At 61.3% G+C, this 17948-nt stretch carries 17 protein-coding genes; 3 read left to right on the top strand and 14 right to left on the bottom strand.

The window, feature by feature from the left end:
• Nucleotides 1-32: 32 nt before the first annotated feature.
• The 7 genes from ubiB to udp form a co-directional block, all read right to left on the bottom strand.
• Entirely contained in the window at nt 33-1664 is a 1632-nt protein-coding gene (ubiB, locus tag ACUTQY_RS20175; RefSeq protein ID WP_033644971.1) for a ubiquinone biosynthesis regulatory protein kinase UbiB, read from the bottom strand.
• Nucleotides 1661-2269 (bottom strand): ubiquinone biosynthesis protein UbiJ, encoded by a 609-nt coding sequence (gene ubiJ / locus ACUTQY_RS20170; protein WP_033644973.1) that lies wholly within the window; start codon nt 2267-2269, stop codon nt 1661-1663. The genes ubiB and ubiJ overlap by 4 nt, the downstream gene beginning before the upstream one ends.
• 13 nt (nt 2270-2282) lie before the next feature.
• Nucleotides 2283-3038 carry a bifunctional demethylmenaquinone methyltransferase/2-methoxy-6-polyprenyl-1,4-benzoquinol methylase UbiE gene (gene ubiE / locus ACUTQY_RS20165; protein ID WP_004934443.1) on the bottom strand — a complete coding sequence of 252 codons (756 nt, stop codon included), beginning with the start codon at nt 3036-3038 and terminating at the stop codon, nt 2283-2285.
• A 78-nt stretch (nt 3039-3116) separates the two neighbouring features.
• Nucleotides 3117-4664, bottom strand: coding sequence for a DNA recombination protein RmuC (rmuC, locus tag ACUTQY_RS20160; protein ID WP_033644974.1), 1548 nt, complete (start codon nt 4662-4664; stop codon nt 3117-3119).
• A 140-nt stretch (nt 4665-4804) separates the two neighbouring features.
• Entirely contained in the window at nt 4805-5335 is a 531-nt protein-coding gene (locus tag ACUTQY_RS20155) for a DedA family protein (RefSeq protein WP_004934438.1), read from the bottom strand.
• Nucleotides 5336-5414: 79 nt separating this feature from the next.
• On the bottom strand, nt 5415-6197 hold the full coding sequence (locus ACUTQY_RS20150) for a tyrosine-protein phosphatase (RefSeq protein ID WP_046688063.1): 783 nt from the start codon (nt 6195-6197) through the stop codon (nt 5415-5417).
• Nucleotides 6198-6491: 294 nt separating this feature from the next.
• Nucleotides 6492-7253, bottom strand: a complete 762-nt coding sequence (gene udp / locus ACUTQY_RS20145) for a uridine phosphorylase (protein WP_004934432.1) — start codon at nt 7251-7253, stop codon at nt 6492-6494.
• A gap of 487 nt (nt 7254-7740) precedes the next feature.
• Between udp and ACUTQY_RS20140 the strand changes: the two genes are divergently transcribed.
• On the top strand, nt 7741-8568 hold the full coding sequence (locus ACUTQY_RS20140; RefSeq protein WP_033644976.1) for a dienelactone hydrolase family protein: 828 nt from the start codon (nt 7741-7743) through the stop codon (nt 8566-8568).
• 84 nt (nt 8569-8652) lie between these two features.
• On the opposite strand, the gene metE is transcribed toward ACUTQY_RS20140, so the two are convergent.
• Entirely contained in the window at nt 8653-10941 is a 2289-nt protein-coding gene (gene metE / locus ACUTQY_RS20135) for a 5-methyltetrahydropteroyltriglutamate--homocysteine S-methyltransferase (protein WP_083223815.1), read from the bottom strand.
• Nucleotides 10942-11031: 90 nt separating this feature from the next.
• Here metE and metR point away from each other — a divergent pair, with 90 nt between their 5' ends.
• Nucleotides 11032-11976 carry an HTH-type transcriptional regulator MetR gene (gene metR / locus ACUTQY_RS20130; RefSeq protein WP_046688062.1) on the top strand — a complete coding sequence of 315 codons (945 nt, stop codon included), beginning with the start codon at nt 11032-11034 and terminating at the stop codon, nt 11974-11976.
• A 15-nt stretch (nt 11977-11991) separates the two neighbouring features.
• On the opposite strand, the gene ACUTQY_RS20125 is transcribed toward metR, so the two are convergent.
• Entirely contained in the window at nt 11992-12852 is an 861-nt protein-coding gene (locus ACUTQY_RS20125) for a carboxylate/amino acid/amine transporter (RefSeq protein ID WP_033652651.1), read from the bottom strand.
• Between the two features lie 151 nt (nt 12853-13003).
• Here ACUTQY_RS20125 and ACUTQY_RS20120 point away from each other — a divergent pair, with 151 nt between their 5' ends.
• Nucleotides 13004-13333: a hypothetical protein gene (locus ACUTQY_RS20120; protein WP_033652650.1), complete on the top strand. Its 330-nt coding sequence runs from the start codon at nt 13004-13006 to the stop codon at nt 13331-13333.
• On the opposite strand, the gene ACUTQY_RS20115 is transcribed toward ACUTQY_RS20120, so the two are convergent.
• From ACUTQY_RS20115 to ugpA, 5 genes are read right to left on the bottom strand one after another with little or no spacing between them, the layout of a single operon-like run.
• Complete coding sequence (locus ACUTQY_RS20115; protein ID WP_046688061.1) at nt 13314-14270, bottom strand: AEC family transporter; 957 nt, start codon at nt 14268-14270, stop codon at nt 13314-13316. The genes ACUTQY_RS20120 and ACUTQY_RS20115 overlap by 20 nt on opposite strands.
• A gap of 60 nt (nt 14271-14330) precedes the next feature.
• Nucleotides 14331-15068, bottom strand: coding sequence for a glycerophosphodiester phosphodiesterase (gene ugpQ, locus ACUTQY_RS20110; RefSeq protein ID WP_047573114.1), 738 nt, complete (start codon nt 15066-15068; stop codon nt 14331-14333).
• Nucleotides 15068-16138 carry a sn-glycerol-3-phosphate import ATP-binding protein UgpC gene (locus ACUTQY_RS20105; RefSeq protein WP_046688059.1) on the bottom strand — a complete coding sequence of 357 codons (1071 nt, stop codon included), beginning with the start codon at nt 16136-16138 and terminating at the stop codon, nt 15068-15070. Before ACUTQY_RS20105 ends, ugpQ begins: the two co-directional genes overlap by 1 nt.
• Before the next feature lie 5 nt (nt 16139-16143).
• Nucleotides 16144-16989 (bottom strand): sn-glycerol-3-phosphate ABC transporter permease UgpE, encoded by an 846-nt coding sequence (gene ugpE, locus ACUTQY_RS20100; protein WP_033638989.1) that lies wholly within the window; start codon nt 16987-16989, stop codon nt 16144-16146.
• Nucleotides 16986-17873: a sn-glycerol-3-phosphate ABC transporter permease UgpA gene (ugpA, locus tag ACUTQY_RS20095; protein WP_342188422.1), complete on the bottom strand. Its 888-nt coding sequence runs from the start codon at nt 17871-17873 to the stop codon at nt 16986-16988. Before ugpA ends, ugpE begins: the two co-directional genes overlap by 4 nt.
• Nucleotides 17874-17948: the final 75 nt, after the last annotated feature.

Genomic DNA, 17948 nt, shown 5'->3' with positions numbered 1-17948 from the left:
TAGAGCCGACTTTACCAGAGTAACGAATTAAATCAGGTGGTTCGCTTCCAGCCAATCACCCAGCATACGATGCCGGCGGCCATCATCCAGGCGGGGAACACCTCGATTTGCCCCAGCAGCAACAGCGTGCCGCTTACCAACAGTGTAGCGCCAACGCCGAACAAATAACGTGACTGCCCCTGACGAACCCGCTGAGCCTGCATCTGGTTGGTCAGCTTATCAACGCTTTGTTGCAACAGTTTATGCTGCTGCAGGCTGTCGTAAAACAGCTCGGGCAGCTCGGGCAGTTTCTCCGCCCAGAACGGCGCCTTCTCTTTCAGCGCGCGCACCACGGCGGGAATGCCGACCTGATCGCGCAGCCAACTCTCGAGGAACGGCTTGGCGGTGGTCCACAGATCCAACTGCGGGTAAAGCTGACGCCCCAGCCCTTCAACATACAGCAAGGTCTTCTGCAATAACACCAGCTGCGGCTGCACTTCCATATTGAAGCGGCGCGCGGTGTTGAACAGGTTCAGCAGCACGTTGCCGAAGGAGATCTCCGCCAGCGGCTTCTCGAAAATCGGTTCGCACACGGTACGGATGGCGAATTCGAAGTCTTCCACGTTGGTGTCGCGCGGCACCCAGCCGGAGTCGACGTGCAGTTCCGCCACCTTGCGGTAATCGCGGTTGAAGAAGGCGATGAAGTTTTCCGCCAGATAGCGTTTGTCATCCTTGTTCAACGAACCGACGATGCCGCAGTCGATGCCGATGTAGCAAGGATCTTCCGGATGTTCGTAGCTGACGAAAATATTACCGGGATGCATGTCCGCATGGAAGAAGCTGTCGCGGAATACCTGGGTAAAGAACACCTGAACGCCGCGTTCCGCCAACAGTTTCATGTTGGTGCCCTGCTGCTCCAGCGTGGCGATGTCCGAGACCGGAATGCCGTAGATACGCTCCATCACCAACACGCTTTCGCGGCAGTAGTCGGAGTAAACTTCCGGCACGTACAGCATCGGGCTGCCGTCGAAATTGCGACGCAGCTGAATGGCGTTGGCCGCTTCGCGCAGCAGGTTCAATTCGTCCAGCAGGGTTTTTTCGTACTCGCGCACCACTTCGCGCGGACGCAGGCGGCGGCCGTCCGGCAACAGCTTCGGCACCCAGCCTGCCAGCCGGTACATCAAGCGCACGTCGGCTTTGATAATCGGCCCGATATCCGGCCGGATCACCTTCAGCACCACTTCCTGGCCGGTGGTTTTCAGCCGCGCGGTATGCACCTGCGCGATCGAGGCGGACGCCAGCGGCTGCTGCTCGAAGTCGTCGAACCAGGTTTCCAGCGGGCCGCCCATCGCCAGCTCGATATGCTTGCGCGCCAGCGCACCGTCGAAAGGCGCCACCCGATCCTGCAGCAGCGTCAGCTGATCGGCAATGTGCGGCGGGAACAGATCGCGGCGGGTCGACATCATCTGGCCGAACTTGATCCAGACCGGCCCCAATTCCTGCAGCGCCAGCCGCAGACGTTCGCCCAGCGGTTTGTCCTTGTGCCGATTAGGCATCCAGAACAGCAGCCGGCGGCCGAAGCGCAGCGGCAGCGTCAAACGCATTGTCGGGATCAGCTCGTCCAGCCCATAGCTGAGAAAAACGCGGACGATAAAATACAAACGGCGCAGTTCGCCTGGGGTCATCGCTTGCCCTCCAACTTATCCATGCGGGCAATCAGCGCTTCCGCGCTGCGGGCGAGCGCATCCACTTCTTCATTGAACCACACCACTTCCAGCGGCCCCGGCGCCAGACGCCACTCTTCCGTCAGCGCCTCAGCCATGTCTTGCTGCCGACGCATCAATCCGGCCTTGAGTAACGAAGCACCTTTGCCCAGCGCCTGCGTAATGCCTTGAGCGGCGATATCGCCGATATAGGGCGCCAGCCATTCCGCCGGATCCCACTCCGCCAGATCGAGCAGGCCAACCAGCTGTTGCACCACCTGAATATCCCCTTCCACCGTCAATTCGCCGCTGCGCATCAGCACCGGCAACTGCTGGCGATCGCGCAGCTTCAGTAAGGAGGGAATGCGGCTGCGCACCGTGCAATCGGCGCTGTCTTCAGACTGCCCCAGCACATCCACGCGCAGTTCGCTGAACACCAGCACCAGCGGTGAAGCCAACTCTTCCAGTTCGATGCGCAGCACCTTGCCCGCCAGGCGTTGGCGAGCGGCTTTCATGCTGCGATCGCGAAACAGCAGGTTATTCAGCGAGGTTTCCAGCGCACCGGTCAGCAGAGGGGTAAACAGCATCGGCATCTCCCTCTCAGAACTTGAAGCCGCGATGCAGGGCGACAATCCCACCGGTCAGGTTGAAATAGGTGACGTTTTCAAAACCGGCGTTGCCCATCATGCCCTTCAGGGTTTCCTGATCGGGGTGCATACGGATCGATTCCGCCAGATAGCGATAGCTGTCCGGATCTTTCACTACCAGCTCGCCGATCTTCGGCAGCACGTGGAAAGAGTATGCGTCGTAAGCTTTGCTCAGCGGCGCCAGCAGCGGTTTGGAGAACTCCAGCACCAACAGGCGGCCGCCCGGCTTCAGCACGCGGAACATCGAACGCAGCGCTTTGTCTTTGTCGGTGACGTTACGCAGGCCAAAGGAGATGGTGATGCAATCGAAGTAATTGTCCGGGAACGGCAGCGCCTCGGCGTTGGCCTGCACGTAATTGATGTTGCCGACGATGCCGCGATCGCGCAGCTTCTCGCGCCCCATCTTCAGCATCGAATCGTTGATGTCCGCCAGCACCACCTGCCCCTGCTCGCCAACCATGCGGGAGAACTTGGCGGCCAGGTCGCCGGTGCCACCGGCCAGATCCAGCACGCGCTGCCCGCGGCGCACGCCGCTGCAGTCAATGGTGAAACGCTTCCAGATACGGTGGATGCCGAACGACATCAGGTCGTTCATCACGTCATACTTTGCCGCTACCGAATGAAAAACGTCCGCCACCATGGCCTGTTTTTCGTCTCTAGCGACGGTGCGAAAACCGAAATCGGTGGTTTCCTGCGATTGATCTGCCATTGTCCTGCCTGCTATTCAGTCAATTTTGTGTGGATGAGTGTACCAGAAGCCCGAGGAATACCCCACCTCGCCACGGCCTCAGCCGTGCGAAACGAAGCCCGGTTCCCCGGTGGTATCATCATCGTCGTTCGTCTGCGGCAGCGCGGCAACCTCGTCGTCGTTCGCCTCTTCCGCTTCATCGTGTTGCGCGCCGGCTTGCTGCGCCAGCAGCGGGTTTATCGGCCGCTTGACCTCAACCCCCAGCGCACGGAAACCTTCAATTTGGCCGATAAGATTACCACGGCCTTCGCTCAGTTTGTTCATCGCCTGACGATAACTGCCCTGCGCCTTGTCCAGGCTCTGCCCCAGCGCGGACATATCGTCCACGAACAGCCGCATCTTGTCATACAGTTTCGCCGCGCGCTCGGCGATGCGCTGGGCATTCTGGCTCTGATGCTCATAGCGCCACAGGTTGGTGATGGTACGCAGCGCCACCAGCAACGTGGTCGGGCTGACCAGCATGATGTTGTGCTTGAGCGCTTCGCTGATCAGCTCCGGCTCGCGATCGATAGCCAGCAGGAAGGCCGGCTCGACCGGAATGAACATCAGCACATAGTCCAGCGAACGCAGCCCCGGCAGCTGCTGGTAGTCCTTACGGCCCAGCATGCGAATGTGGCCACGCAGCGAAGCGATATGTTCGCTCAGCGCCGCTTCGCGCTCCGCCTCGTCTTCACCGTTGAAATAGCGCTCGTAGGCGATCAGCGACATCTTGGCGTCGATCACGACATCCTTGCCCTGCGGCAGGCGCACGATCACATCGGGCTGCATGCGACTCTGATGATCTACCCGCACGTTGACCTGCGTTTCATACTCGTGCCCTTCGCGCAGGCCGGAGGCCTCCAGCACCCGGCTCAGCACCACTTCACCCCAGTTGCCCTGGGTCTTGTTGTCGCCTTTCAGCGCCTTGGTGAGGTTGATGGCCTCGCGCGCCATTTGCGCATTCAACTGCTGCAGATTGCGTATCTCGTGCGTCAGCGTATGGCGCTCACGCGCCTCCTGGCCAAAGCTGTCCTGCACCTGCCGGCGGAAACCGTCCAGTTGTTCGCGCAGCGGCAGCAGTAACCGATCCAAACTTTGCTTATTTTGCTCGTCCACCTTGCGGCCGCTGTGTTCAAAAATGCGGTTGGCGAGGTTTTCAAACTGGGTAGTGAGGCGCTGTTCGCTGTTGATCAGCAGACGCTGCTTCTCCTCCGCCGCCATGCGCGTCTCTTCCAGACGGATGGTGACTTCGCGCAGCTCGGCCTCCTGCGCGCTGTTCACCTCGCGCTGGGCGCGCAGCTCTTGGTTGAGCAGCTCGCATTCGTTGCGCCAATGGTTGAGCTGTTGCAGTTTTTCATGCCCGGCCGCCAGCTGGCTGTGCAGGTTGCGCAGCTCCAGCTCGTTCTGGCGCGACTGCTGTTCGTGGCGCAGCAGGGCCTCCTGCCGCACGGCCGTCTCCTGCTGCGCCTGCTGCAACGCTTGCTCCAGCAACCGCAGTTCGGTTTCATGTTGCGCGTTCGTCTGCTGCACTCGCAGACTGGCGATCAGCCACCCTAACAGCATGCCGATCGCGACGCCGCCAATCCCATAAATCAGACTGGTATCCACCCTGCCTCCTGTTGCACCTTGCCGTTCCGGCGTTTCGCACGCCCATTGCCCGTCACGTTAAGGGGAGGCTGTATGGATGTCCAGCCTGATTTTGCCCGCCGCGCACAATATTGCGCGGCGCTGCGCAATTTAGCGAGAAATCAGCCCAGCCACTGGCTGAGCCACTTGATGCCGAAGGCCCCCGGCGCCAGAATGCCGAACGCCCAGATCATCGCCGACGTGACGTTGGCCAACTGGAAGTAGCGCTGCGGCATGCCGCAAATGCCCCCCACCAGCGGCACCACGGCGCGCAGCGGGCCGAAGAAGCGGCCAATGAAAATGCCCAGCACGCCCCAGCGCTCAAAGAAGGCGTGGCCGCGCGCCAGCAGCTGCGGATTGCGCGACAGCGGCCACATATGGGCCACCCGATCCTGATAGTGGTAGCCGATCCAGTACGAGAGCCAGTCGCCGAAAAACGCCCCGGCGGCGGCGGCGGCCCAAATCGGCCAAAAGGCGATGCCGCTTTCGCCGATCAGCGCGCCCAGCGCCAGCAGGATCACCGTGGCCGGCAGCAGCAGCGACAAAAACGCCAGCGACTCGCCGAACGCCAGGAAGAAGATGATGGGAATGGCCCAGCCTTCGTGCTGACGCACGACGTCGCTGACCCAGTTAATAACGTCATTGAGGCTCAATGCAGGGCTCCTGATACGCGATGGTTCGCCGCCTAGGATAAGCCGGGGCGAGTTAAACCCCGGCTAAACACGCGGCAATTTACTCGAGGTAGAACGCCCGCAGCACTTCGCGCTGGGCCGCGCCCAGGCCGTATTCCGCTTCCAGCCAGCGGTCGGTGGAGCCGTATTGTTGGCGGATGCAGCCCAGCGCCGTCATCAGGAACTCCTCGCGCGCGCTGAGCACGTAGGCGAATTGCTCCAGCGCCGCCGCATTCAACTTGATAGACAGCTGATCCAGCATCTGCTCGCGGAAAGCGGCCAGCGTGGTTTCGGTCAGCAGATAGTCTTCCAGCACCGTCGCTTCGTCGGCCCCCAGCGCGAACAGCACCAGCGCCGAACCGACCCCGGTGCGATCCTTGCCGACCGCGCAGTGTTGCACGATCGCGCCGCCGCCGGGGTTGCTCAACAGCTGCGCCAACCGCTGATAGGCCGCATTGCCGAACGGCAGGCGGCGATACAGCTCCAGCATGAACGCCCGGGCGTCGAAAGCGGCCAGCGTTTCGTTGGTGAGCTTTTCCAGGTTGGCGTTGACTTCGCTGCTCAGCGGGTTGGCCGGCACGTGGTGATAGTCGGCGCCATTCCACAGAATATCCGGTTTGGCATGCACTTCGTCGGCATCGCGGTAGTCCAGCACCGAACGCACCGGCACCCCAGCGAGGAAAGTGCAGTCGTTTTCCGTCAGCCGCTCGAGAGAACCGGAGCGGAACAGCAGGCCGCGTTTGATGCGGCGCCCGTCGGCCACGCCGTTGCCGCCGAAGTCACGGAAGTTAATGCCGCCGTCGAGCGGCGCAAGCGAAGGATGAAGCAGGATCTGGGCGGTCATAAACGTCCTCGTTGTTTTTGTTCTGACAACGCGCGGCAGCCATCGGCGCAGCGCTGAGGAGTATCACCGTAACAGATTAGCCGCGAATGGAAAAACGGACCGCGTCGGCGGCCCGTTCACTCCGTTGACAAAGGAGGAAAAAACGCGGTTTTTCCTCCTTTGTGGTTATCCGCCGAAAATCAATGAATTGATTTTCCCTGTTTGTTATCCGCTGCTTTCTGCAAACCGGGCAATGGCATGAGGTTTGTCATCAATCTCAACGGACCGCGTCGGCGGCCCGTTGAGGGAAGGTGATTACAGCAGACGGCGGGCGGCGTCCACCACGATCTGCACCGCTTTGCTTTCGGTGTTTTTCATGGTCTCGGCGTTCGGGATCTCTTGCTGGGTGCGGTTAACGATCACCCCGGCCACCATGCCGGCGCGCAGGCCCTGGCTGGCGCACATGGTCAGCAGCGTGGCGGATTCCATTTCATAGTTCATCACGCCCATCGCCTGCCATTCTTCCATCGAGCCTTTGAAACGGCTGACCACGCGGCCAGAGTAGGTATCGTAACGTTCCTGGCCCGGATAGAAGGTATCGGAAGAAGCCGTCACGCCAATGTGGGTGGTGGCGCCGCTGGCTTTGGCCGCTTCCACCAGCGCGGTGGTGCAGGCGAAGTCCGCGACCGCCGGGAACTCCATCGGCGCAAAGTGCAGGCTGGCGCCGTCGAGGCGTACCGCTGCCGTAGTCACCAGTACGTCGCCGACGTTGATGTTCGCCTGAATGGCGCCGGTGGTGCCGATACGCAGGAAGGTGCGGATGCCCAGCTGCGCCAGCTCTTCCACCGCGATAGAGGTAGACGGGCCGCCGATGCCGGTGGAGCAGACGATCACCGCCTTGCCATCCAGCTCTGCGCGCCAGGTGGTGAATTCACGATGGGAGGCCAGATGCACCGGATTTTCCATCAGCTTGGCAATTTTCTCTACGCGCTGCGGATCGCCCGGCACGATGGCAAGCTGGGCCCCTTGTAAATCGTTCTTGGTGAGGCCGAGATGAAAAACATCAGACTGAGACATACGAGACTCCTCATGGATCATGTTTATTGGGAGGAACAAAAAAGCACTCTACTGAAAATCGCCGCTTAATTTCGTGACGATAGTCACTATGAAAAGAGAAACAAATTACATGCTACATATTTTTTGTGATTTTTATCACAAAAAAGCACTATAAGGCATCCAGAACGCACCGCTAAACCTCAGTCTAGCCGACAAACCTTGCCGCTCCCTGCCCGTTGATTGCCGGCTGAAACTATTTAGCTCATCAATTCGAAATACCCCCATCTTATCGGTTGCTTAGGGACAAAAAAGCCCTCTAACGCACCTTATGGCACTTACGCGGGCCAAAACGCGTAATAACATGATAAAAAGCGCTTAAAAATGCCGTAAAGCCAGATAATTAGCCGTTTTTTATCGACTTGTCCGAAAGTGCGCCACGCGGCGCCAATAATGGGTAATCTTTCCTATAGTTAATCTCAGCGCTTTTTTCTATTGCACGGAGACCGCAATGAAAACCGAACATGTGATGACATTAGAACAGGCTCAGGGAGGATTCGCCCCGGCCGCCGCGCCGGTAGCCGCCTCCGCGATTATCACCGATGAACAGGGCATTCACGCCGGGCAAACGACTATTCCTTCCCAGGGAGACGCGCTGCCGGCCTACGTCGCCAAACCCGCCGACCACAACGGCCCCTTCCCCATCGTGCTGGTGGTGCAGGAAATCTTCGGCGTCCATGAACATATTCAGGATCTGTGCCGCCGTCTGGCCAAACAGGGCTATCTGGCGATTGCTCCCGAGCTCTATTTCCGCCAGGGCGACGCCAACGACTACACCGATATCGGCGAGCTGTTCCAGCAGCTGGTGACCAAGGTGCCGGATCGTCAGGTGCTGTCGGATCTGGATCACGCCGCGCACTGGGCTATCCGCCACGGCGGCGACGCCGGCAAGCTGGCGATCACCGGTTTTTGCTGGGGCGGCCGCATTACCTGGCTGTACGCGGCGCACAACCCGCAGTTAAAAGCGGCCGTCGCCTGGTACGGCAAACTGGTGGGTGAAAAAACGCTGAATTCGCCGAAGCATCCGGTCGATATCGCCACGCACTTGTCAACGCCAGTGCTGGGGCTGTATGGCGGGCAGGACAGCGGCATTCCGCTGGATACGGTGGAAAACATGCGTCAGGCGATCCGCGCCGCCAACGCCGATGCCGAAATCGTGGTGTATCCTGGCGTCGGGCACGCATTCAACGCCGACTATCGCCCCAGCTACAACGCCGAAGCGGCGGAAGACGGCTGGCAGCGCATGCTGGCGTGGTTCGCCCAGCACGGCGTCAAGTAATCCCCCTCGCATAAAAAAGGGCGCCGAAGCGCCCAATCATCACACCAGTAAATCTATCTGCGGCGGTTTACCCGCCGCACGGCATCACGCGTGCTCGCGCAGGCGCTGCGCCGCCAATACCATGTTGGCCAGCGACTGCCGGGTTTCAGGCCAACCGCGAGTTTTCAGGCCGCAATCGGGGTTGACCCACAGGCGTTCCGCCGGGATGTTCTGCGCCGCTTTACGCAGCAGCGCTTCGATCCATTCCACGCTCGGCACGTTCGGCGAGTGGATATCGTAGACGCCCGGCCCGATTTCGTTCGGGTATTCGAACTCTTTGAAGGCTTCCAGCAGATCCATATCGGAACGCGAGGTCTCGATGGTGATCACGTCGGCGTCCAGCGCGGCGATGGAGTCCATGATGTCGTTGAACTCGCAGTAACACATGTGGGTGTGGATCTGGGTGTCATCCTGCGCCACGGCGGCGTTCAATTTGAAGGCGTCCACCGCCCAGTTCAGGTAGGCGGCCCAGTCGGATTGTCGCAGCGGCAGCCCCTCGCGCAGCGCAGGTTCGTCGATCTGAATGATGCCGATGCCGGCTTTTTCCAAATCTTCCACCTCGTCGCGCAGCGCCAGCGCAATCTGCTTGGCGATCACTTCGCGGGTCACGTCTTCACGCGGGAACGACCAGCACAGGATGGTCACCGGCCCGGTCAACATGCCTTTCACCGGCTTGTCGGTCAACGACTGGGCGAATTTGGCCCATTCGACGGTAATGGCTTCCGGGCGGCTGACGTCACCGATGATCACCGGCGGCTTCACGCAGCGGGAACCGTAGCTCTGCACCCAACCATTCTGGGTAAACACGAAGCCGTCGAGGTTCTCACCGAAATATTCCACCATGTCGTTGCGCTCGGCTTCACCGTGCACCAGTACGTCCAGCCCGAGGCGCTCCTGCTCGACGATCGCCTGTTTGATGTGCTCACCGATGCTGGTGCGGTAGTTGCTGCCGTCCAAACGGCCCTGTTTGAAGTCCAGACGCAGGCCGCGGATTTCGGTGGTCTGTGGGAACGAACCGATGGTCGTCGTTGGCCAGGCCGGCAGCTTGAAACGCTCGCGCTGCGCCCTGGCGCGCTCGGCGTACGCGCTGCGGCGTTCGCAGTCCTGCGCGGTGATCGCGGCCAGACGGCGCTCAACCTGTGGGTTATGCACGCGGTTCGACTGGCGACGGGCGCGGATCGGCGCGCTGTAGGCGTCCAGCTCGGCCTGTTTCGTCGCGTCAGGCGCGTTCAGCGCCGAGCTCAACAGCGCCAGCTCGGCGCATTTTTGCAGGGCGAAGGCGAACCAGCTTTTCACTTCTTCGTCCAGACGGCTTTCCACGCTCAGATCGATCGGGCTGTGCAGCAGTGAACAGGAGGTGCCGATCCACAGCGGGCGCTGTCCCACCAGCGGCTGCAGACGTTCGAACCAGCGGCTCAGATCGGCGCGCCAAACGTTGCGGCCGTTGATCACGCCCAGCGACAGCAGCCAGTCTTGCGGCAATGCGGCGCTCAGCGCGGCGATATCGTCATGGCCGGCGACCAGATCGACGTGCAGCCCCTGCACCGGCAGCGTGCGAATGGTGTCGAGGTTGTGGCCGACGCTGTCGAAATACGTGGTCAACAGCAACTTAACCTGCCCCTGCAACGCGTCATACGCCGGTTTGAAGGCGTCCAGCCAGGCTTGCGGCAGCTCCAGCACCAGCGCAGGTTCGTCGATTTGCACCCACTCGACGCCGCGCTTCGCCAGCTCCGCCAGCACCTGCTGGTAAACCGGCAGGATCTCTTTCAGCAGCGACAGGCGGTCGAACGGCTCGCCCTTCACTTTACCCAACCACAGATAAGTCACTGGGCCAAGCAACACCGGCTTGATGTGATGCCCCAGCGCCAGCGCTTCGTCCACTTCGTCCAGCAGTTGGGTCCAGCCCAGCTTGAACTGCTGGCCTTGCTGGAATTCGGGCACCATGTAGTGGTAGTTGGTATTGAACCATTTGGTCATTTCCGCCGCGGCCGCCGGCTCGCCGGTCGGTGCGCGGCCACGGCCGATGCGGAACAGCGTGTCCAGATCAATAGAGCCATCCGCATTCTGATGGCGCGCCGGCACGTTGCCCAGCAGCAGGCTGGTGGTCAACACATGATCGTACCAGGCGAAATCGCCGACCGGCACCAAATCCACCCCGGCCTGCCGTTGCTGCTGCCAATGACGAGCGCGCAGCTCGCGGCCAACCGCCAACAGCTCTTCCTGCGTTGAGTTGCCGGCCCAGTAGCTTTCCTGAGCTTTTTTCAGCTCACGTCGTAGCCCAACGCGAGGAAAACCCAGTGTGTGATTCAAAATTGCCATCGTCATATTCCCCATTTAGCCGTCCAGATGTTTACACATCCATAATCAGCAGGTACTGTATTAACCACAAGCGCAATTTATTCACTGTCAATGTGAAGGACTCTCATGATCGAACTGAAACATTTACGGACGCTGCAGGCTCTGCGCAACAGCGGTTCGTTGGCGGGGGCGGCGGCCCAACTTCATCAGACGCAGTCTGCCCTGTCGCACCAGTTCAGCGATCTTGAACAACGTCTGGGCTTCAAGCTGTTCGTGCGCAAGAGCCAGCCCCTGCGCTTCACCGCCCAGGGCGAGATCCTGCTGCAGCTGGCGGAACAGGTGCTGCCGCAGATCCAGCAGGCGTTGCAGGCCTGCCACGAGCCGCATCAAACCACGCTGCGCATCGCCATCGAATGCCACAGCTGCATTCAGTGGCTGACGCCGGCGCTGGACAACTTCCGCCAGCGTTTCCCGCAGGTGATGATGGACTTCACTTCCGGCGTGACTTTCGATCCGCAGCCAGCCTTGCAACAGGGCGAACTGGATCTGGTGATGACGTCGGATATTCTGCCGCGCAGCGGCCTGCACTATTCGCCGATGTTCGATTTCGAGGTGCGTCTGGTGCTGGCGCCGGATCATCCGCTGGCCGGCAAGCCGCACATCGAGCCGGAAGACTTGAGCGATGAAACGCTGTTGATTTACCCGGTGCAGCGCCAGCGGTTGGATATCTGGCGGCATTTCCTGCAGCCGGCGGGCGTCAACCCGGCATTGAAGAACGTCGATAACACGCTACTGCTGATCCAGATGGTATCGGCGCGGATGGGGATTGCGGCGCTGCCGCATTGGGTGGTGGAGAGTTTCGAACGGCAGGGGCTGGTGGTGACCAAAACCCTGGGTGACGGCCTGTGGAGCCGCCTGTACGCCGCCGTGCGCGACGGCGAACAGCGCCAGGCGGTGACCGAAGCCTTTATCCGCTCGGCCCGCCAGCACGCCTGCGATCATCTGCCGTTCGTGCGCGACGCCGCACGCCCCGGCGCGACCGGCGCCAAAGCGTTGGCGGCCGGCGTGTAAACTGCCGGCCCTCGTTTAGCCGAGCTGTTTCGGCGCCACCCAGCGGCGGTGCACCCACAGCGAAGCGACGATCACCGCCCCACCGAGGATAAAGCTCGGCCAGTGCGGCTGCTGCTGCCAAATGGCCAGGTTGACCAACAAGCCGGCCGGCACATGCATGTTGTTCATGATGCCGAGCGTGCCGGCATCCACCTGCGTCGCGCCGTAGTTCCACATGAAATAGCCCAGCCCAGACGCTACCACGCCCAGCCAGATCAGCACGCCCCACTGCAGATTGGTGGTTGGCAGCTGCTGCGGGTTGCCCCACAGGAACCAGGCCACCACCGCCACTGCCGCCGCCCCCAGGTAGAACCAGGAAAAGGCGGTATGTTGCGGCAAGGGGTGCACTTCCATCAGGCGCTTATAGCCGACCATGCCGATGGCGAAGCTGATGTTCGCCGCCTGCACCAGCAACAGCCCCCACCAAAAATGTTCGCTCAGTTGGTGATAGCGAATGATCGCCGCGCCCAGCACCGCCAGCAGCGCGCTGAAGGCGTAGCCCCAGCGCAGGCGACGGCCGCTCAGCAAGTCGTAGATCAGCGTGATGTACAATGGCGTCAGCACGGTGAACAACAGGAACTCCGGCACCGTCAGATAGAGATAAGCGCGGAAGCTGATGAGGTACATGATGCCCAGCTGGAAGGCACCCACCAGCATATACAGCAGGATCACCTTGAGTTTGATGTTGCGCCAGCGCAGGAACGGCAGGAACACCAGCGCCGCCAGCCCGATGCGCATCAGCACCGAGAACCAGCTGTCGACATGGCCCGCCAAATATTCGCCGATCAGGCTGAAAGAGAACGCCCACAGAATGGTGGTGATAACCAAGAGCAGCACGATGGGTTCATCCTAACAATTCATAAACCGCGATTGTAACGGAAGATGGACGCATAAGGGGATGAAAGGCGGTTTACATCTGAACAAAATACAAACTACCAGCAAAATTTCACCGCTGAGTTAGGCTTAATAAAAAGGCGAGGTAACCATCATGAAAACTTCTCACATTCTGTTCGCTCTGCTGTTGCTGCCTGGGTTGGCGGCGGCGGCCAACGGCGTAACCGACCTGCGCTCACAGCAGCAGTTACTCAACCAAAACAGCCAGCAGGCGCAACAACAGCGCTTGTTGAACAACCGGCAGATGGATCAACGCCGCCTCCAGCAGCAGCGACAGTTCGACAATCAACGGCAACAGCTGTTGCAAACCGCGCCGAACGGCGGGCAACTGCTGCCTAACGGCAACCAGCCGCGCGATCCGTTCAATCGCACCGCGCCGGCGGTGCCGCAGGCGCCGATGCCGGCTACGCCCGCACGCCCATAACGGTGAGGATCAGCGGCGTGGTGATCGCCGCCAGCACGGTGGACATCACCAAGCTGGTGGCGGCCGGGCCGGTGAGCGTATTGAACTGGCGCGACATCAGGTAGACGTTCACCCCCACCGCCATTGAGCCCAACAGCACCACCACGCGGGTCTCCATCGGCGGCAGATCCATCATCCAGGCCAGCAGCCAAATCACCAACGGCTGCACCAGCAACTTCAGCACGCAGATGGCGCTGCTCAGCTGCCAGCCTTCGCTGATGCGATACTCCGCCAGGCCCATGCCGAGCACCACCAGCGACAGCGGTGCCGCCACCTGGCCGAGCATGCTGACCGGCCGATCGACGAAGGCCGGCAGCGGCAGGCCGGTCAGGCTGAACAGGGTGCCGGACAGGATGCCGACGATCAACGGGTTGGTCAGCACGCTGCGGGCGGTTTTGGCAAAGCCGCTCAGCGTCGGCGAGCCGTTGCGCGCCCATTCGATCGACACCGTCACCAGCGTCCACAGGATCAGGCCGTTGAACACCAGCACCAGCGCTACCGACGGGATCGCCGCCTGCCCCAGCATCACGCTGGCGATCGGTAAACCGAGCATCACGTTATTGGAGAAAATACCGCCCAGCGCAAACACCGAACCAGCGACCCCATCCAGCCGGAAGAGGTGCCGGGCGACCAGGCGGCCGAGCACGAACACCAGCAGGCAACTGCCGAAGAACGCGATCAGCAGCCGGGCGTCGACCGCCGGGCGCTGCGAGAAGTCGCACATCATGCGAAACAGCATGGCGGGCAAGGCGAGGGAAAACACGAAGCGCGTCAGGCCATCAGTGATACTGGAAGGCCATTTCCCCCAGCGAATCAGCCCATAACCCAACGCGATCAGGACGAACAGCGGTAAAGACAGCACGATCTGGTGCCACAGTGACAGGATAAAGCCAGGCATCGCATTCCTTCCGGTGGTGCGGCGGCAAGGCTTGTCGTCGCGGGATTCATCGGCGCCGGATTAAAAATCCGGGCCAATCAAATCTATCCGGTCGGTGCAAATGCAGTCAACGCCCCAGTCGAGCAGCAGACGCGCGCGATCCGGTTGGTTGACGGTATACACCAGAATGCGTAGACCGGCGTCTTTCAACGCTTTCACCCGCTCAGCGGTCAGCGCTTTGTGATCGATATGCAGCGAGACGCAATCCAGACGCTCCGTCAGCTCGCGCCAGTTGTCGTCCCAGGCCTCCAGCAGCAGGCCGCGCGGCAAGTCCGGCACGGTGCGTTGCGCCGCCGCCAGCGCTTCGACCGAGAAGGAGGAGAGCAGCGGGTCGGTCTGCCCTTGCCACAGCAACCGCGCCGCCAGCGCCACCACCCGCCCGGTTTCATCGTCGCTGCCGGTGGTCGGTTTGATCTCGATATTGGCCATCAGGCCGTGTTCCCGGCAGCGTTCCGCCACCTCCGACAGCAGCGGCAGCCGCTCGCCCTTGAAGGCCGAACTGTACCAGTTGCCGGCGTCCAGCTGCACCAGTTTGTCCCACGGCAGCTCGCCCGCCACGCCCCAACCGTTGCTGGTGCGATCCAGCGTGTCGTCGTGCAGCAGGAAAATTTGCCCGTCCTGCGCCAGCTTGGCGTCGAACTCGATCATCTTGTGGCCGTGGCGCGCGCCGACGTTGATCGCCGCCAGGGTGTTTTCCGGCGCCAGAGAACCGCCGCCGCGGTGGGCGACAATATGAGGGTAAGGCCAGGGTCTCGTCATCAATCCATCCGTAATCCGCTGTGGGTGTCAAAGAAGTGCAGCGCCTGAGCAGGCAGCTGCAAATATAGCGTACTGCCCGCCGTCGGCAAGGTTTCATGCGACAGCCGCGCGATCACCCCGTGCCCGCCCCACTGGCCGTGCGCCAGATTGTCGGCCCCCAGCAGTTCCAGCGTCTGCAGCTGCAGCGGCACGCCCTGGCCTTGCGCCACCAGCTGAATATGCTCCGGCCGAACGCCCAGCGTCAACGACCGCCCCGCCCACTGCGGCTTGGCCGCCGGCAACGGCAGCGCCATGCCGTCCGCCAGCAGCAGCTGGCCGCCGTCGGCACTGAGGGTGCCGGGCAGCAGGTTCATCGCCGGCGATCCGATAAAGCCGGCGACAAACAGCGAAGCCGGCCGTTGGTACACTTCACTCGGGGTGCCGATCTGCTCCGCCACGCCCTTGTTCATTACGATCACCCGCTGCGCCAGCGTCATCGCCTCCACCTGATCGTGGGTGACGTACAGGCTGGTGGTTTTCAGACGACGATGCAGCTGTTGCAGCTCCAGGCGCATCTGCACCCGCAGCTTGGCGTCCAGGTTGGACAGCGGCTCATCGAACAGGAATACCGCCGGTTCGCGCACGATAGCGCGCCCCATCGCCACGCGCTGGCGCTGGCCGCCGGAAAGTTCGCGCGGTTTGCGTTTGAGCAGCGGCTCCAGCTCCAGGATGCGCGCCGCCTCCTCCACCCGCTGGCGGATATGCTCCTTGCCGAAACCGCGGATCTTGAGGCCGTAGGCCATGTTGTCGTACACGCTCATGTGCGGATAGAGCGCGTAGTTCTGGAACACCATCGCGATGCCGCGATCCTTGGGCTCCAGATCGGTCACGCGCCGGGTATCGATATAGATATCGCCGCTGGTGGTGCGTTCCAGCCCGGCCACCATCCGCAGCAGCGTGGATTTGCCGCAGCCGGACGGGCCGACCATCACGATGAATTCGCCGTCCGCCACATCGAGGTCGATCTGTTTGATCACCGGCGTTTTACCGTCGTAAGACTTGGTGACCGCCTGTAGTTTTAATCCTGCCATCGTCGTTATTTCTCGCTATCAACCAGACCGCGCACAAACCAGCGCTGCATCAGAAGCACCACCGCCAGCGGTGGCAATAAAGTCAGAATCATCGCCGCCATCACCTGGTTCCACTGGGTCGGCGCGCCGGAGGTGGAGATCATGCTCTTGATGCCCGCCACCGCGGTGCCCATCGAGGCGTCGCTGGTGATCAGGATCGGCCACAGGTATTGGTTCCAGCCGTAGATAAAGGTGATGACGAACAGCGCCGCCAGATTGGTTTTCGACAGCGGCAGCACGATGTCCCAGAAGAAACGCATCGGCCCGGCGCCGTCGATGCGCGCCGCCTCCAGCAGCTCATCCGGCAGCGTCATGAAGAACTGGCGCAGCAGGAAGGTCGCGGTGGCCGAGGCCATCAGCGGCAGCGTCAGGCCGGTATAGCTGTCCAGCAGGTTGAGGTTGGAGATCACCTCCACCGTCGGGAAAATGCGCACTTCCACCGGCAGCATCAGGGTGAGGAAAATCAGCCAAAAAAACAGGCTGCGCAGCGGGAAACGGAAATACACGATGGCGTAAGCCGACAGCACTGACACCGCGATCTTGCCGCAGGTGATCGCCAGCGCCATGATCACGCTGTTGAGCAGCAGCAGCGAGAACGGCACTTTGAGGTTGCCCACGCCGCCCTGCCAAATGTTGCGGATGTTCTCCCACAGGTGGCCGCCGGGCACCAGCGTCATCGGCACCTGAAACACCTGTTTGTCGTCCAGCGTGGCGGCGACAAAGGCCACGTACAGCGGGAACAGCACCACCAGCACGCCGATAATCAGCATCACATGGCTGAAGACATCCAGCCCGCGTCGATTCTCAATCATTGGTAGCGCACCTTACGTTCAACGAAGCGGAACTGGATCACCGTCAGGCCGATCACCAGCAACATCAGGATCACCGACTGCGCGGCGGAACTGGAAAGATCCAACCCTGCGAAGCCTTCGCGGTAGATCTTGTAGATCAACGTGGTGGTGGACTGCACCGGCCCGCCGCCGGTGGCGGCGTCGATCACCGGGAAAGTATCGAAGAAGGCGTACACCAGATTGACCACCAGCAGGAAGAAGCTCACCGGCGCGATCAGCGGCAGCACCAGATGGAAGAAACGCCGCACCGGGCCGGCGCCGTCGATGGCCGCCGCTTCCACCAGCGAACGCGGGATCGACTGCAGCGCCGCGAGGAAAAACAGGAAGTTATAGCTTATCTGCTGCCATACCGAGGCCAGCACCACCAGGAACATCGCCTGGCCGCTGTTTTGCGCATGGTTCCAGTTATAGCCCAGACCATTGAGGAAATGGGTGATCAACCCCAGACCGGGGTTGAACAGAAAGATCCACAGCACCGCCGCCACCGCCGGCGCCACCGCGTAGGGCAGGATCATCAGCGTGCGATAGAGGCGGCTGCCGCGCAGCACGTAGTCCACCAGCGCAGCGAAGAACAGCGAAACCGCTAGCCCGATGCCGGCCACCAGGAAGCTGAAGAACAGCGTGGTGTAGAACGAGTCGAGGTAGTAAGGATCCTGGAACAGCTGTTTAAAGTTATCCAGCCCAACAAACTGGCTGGACAGGCCGAACGGATCGAGGCTCTGCACCGAATACCACAGCGCTTCGCCGGCGGGCCATAAAAAGAAGACGGCGGTAATCAGCAGCTGCGGCAGCACCAGCGCATAGGGCAACCAGCTGCAGCCGAAACCGGGACGGGAAGATGACATAGCAGTTAAACCATTAATCGGGTACGGAAGGATCGGCGTGAAGACGCGAGCCCGGTCTACCGGGCCCGCGACGCG

Source organism: Serratia sp. TSA_130.1 (assembly GCF_052691795.1).
Note: the sequence above shows the minus strand (reverse complement) of the source record. Positions and strands in the feature narration are given on the sequence as shown.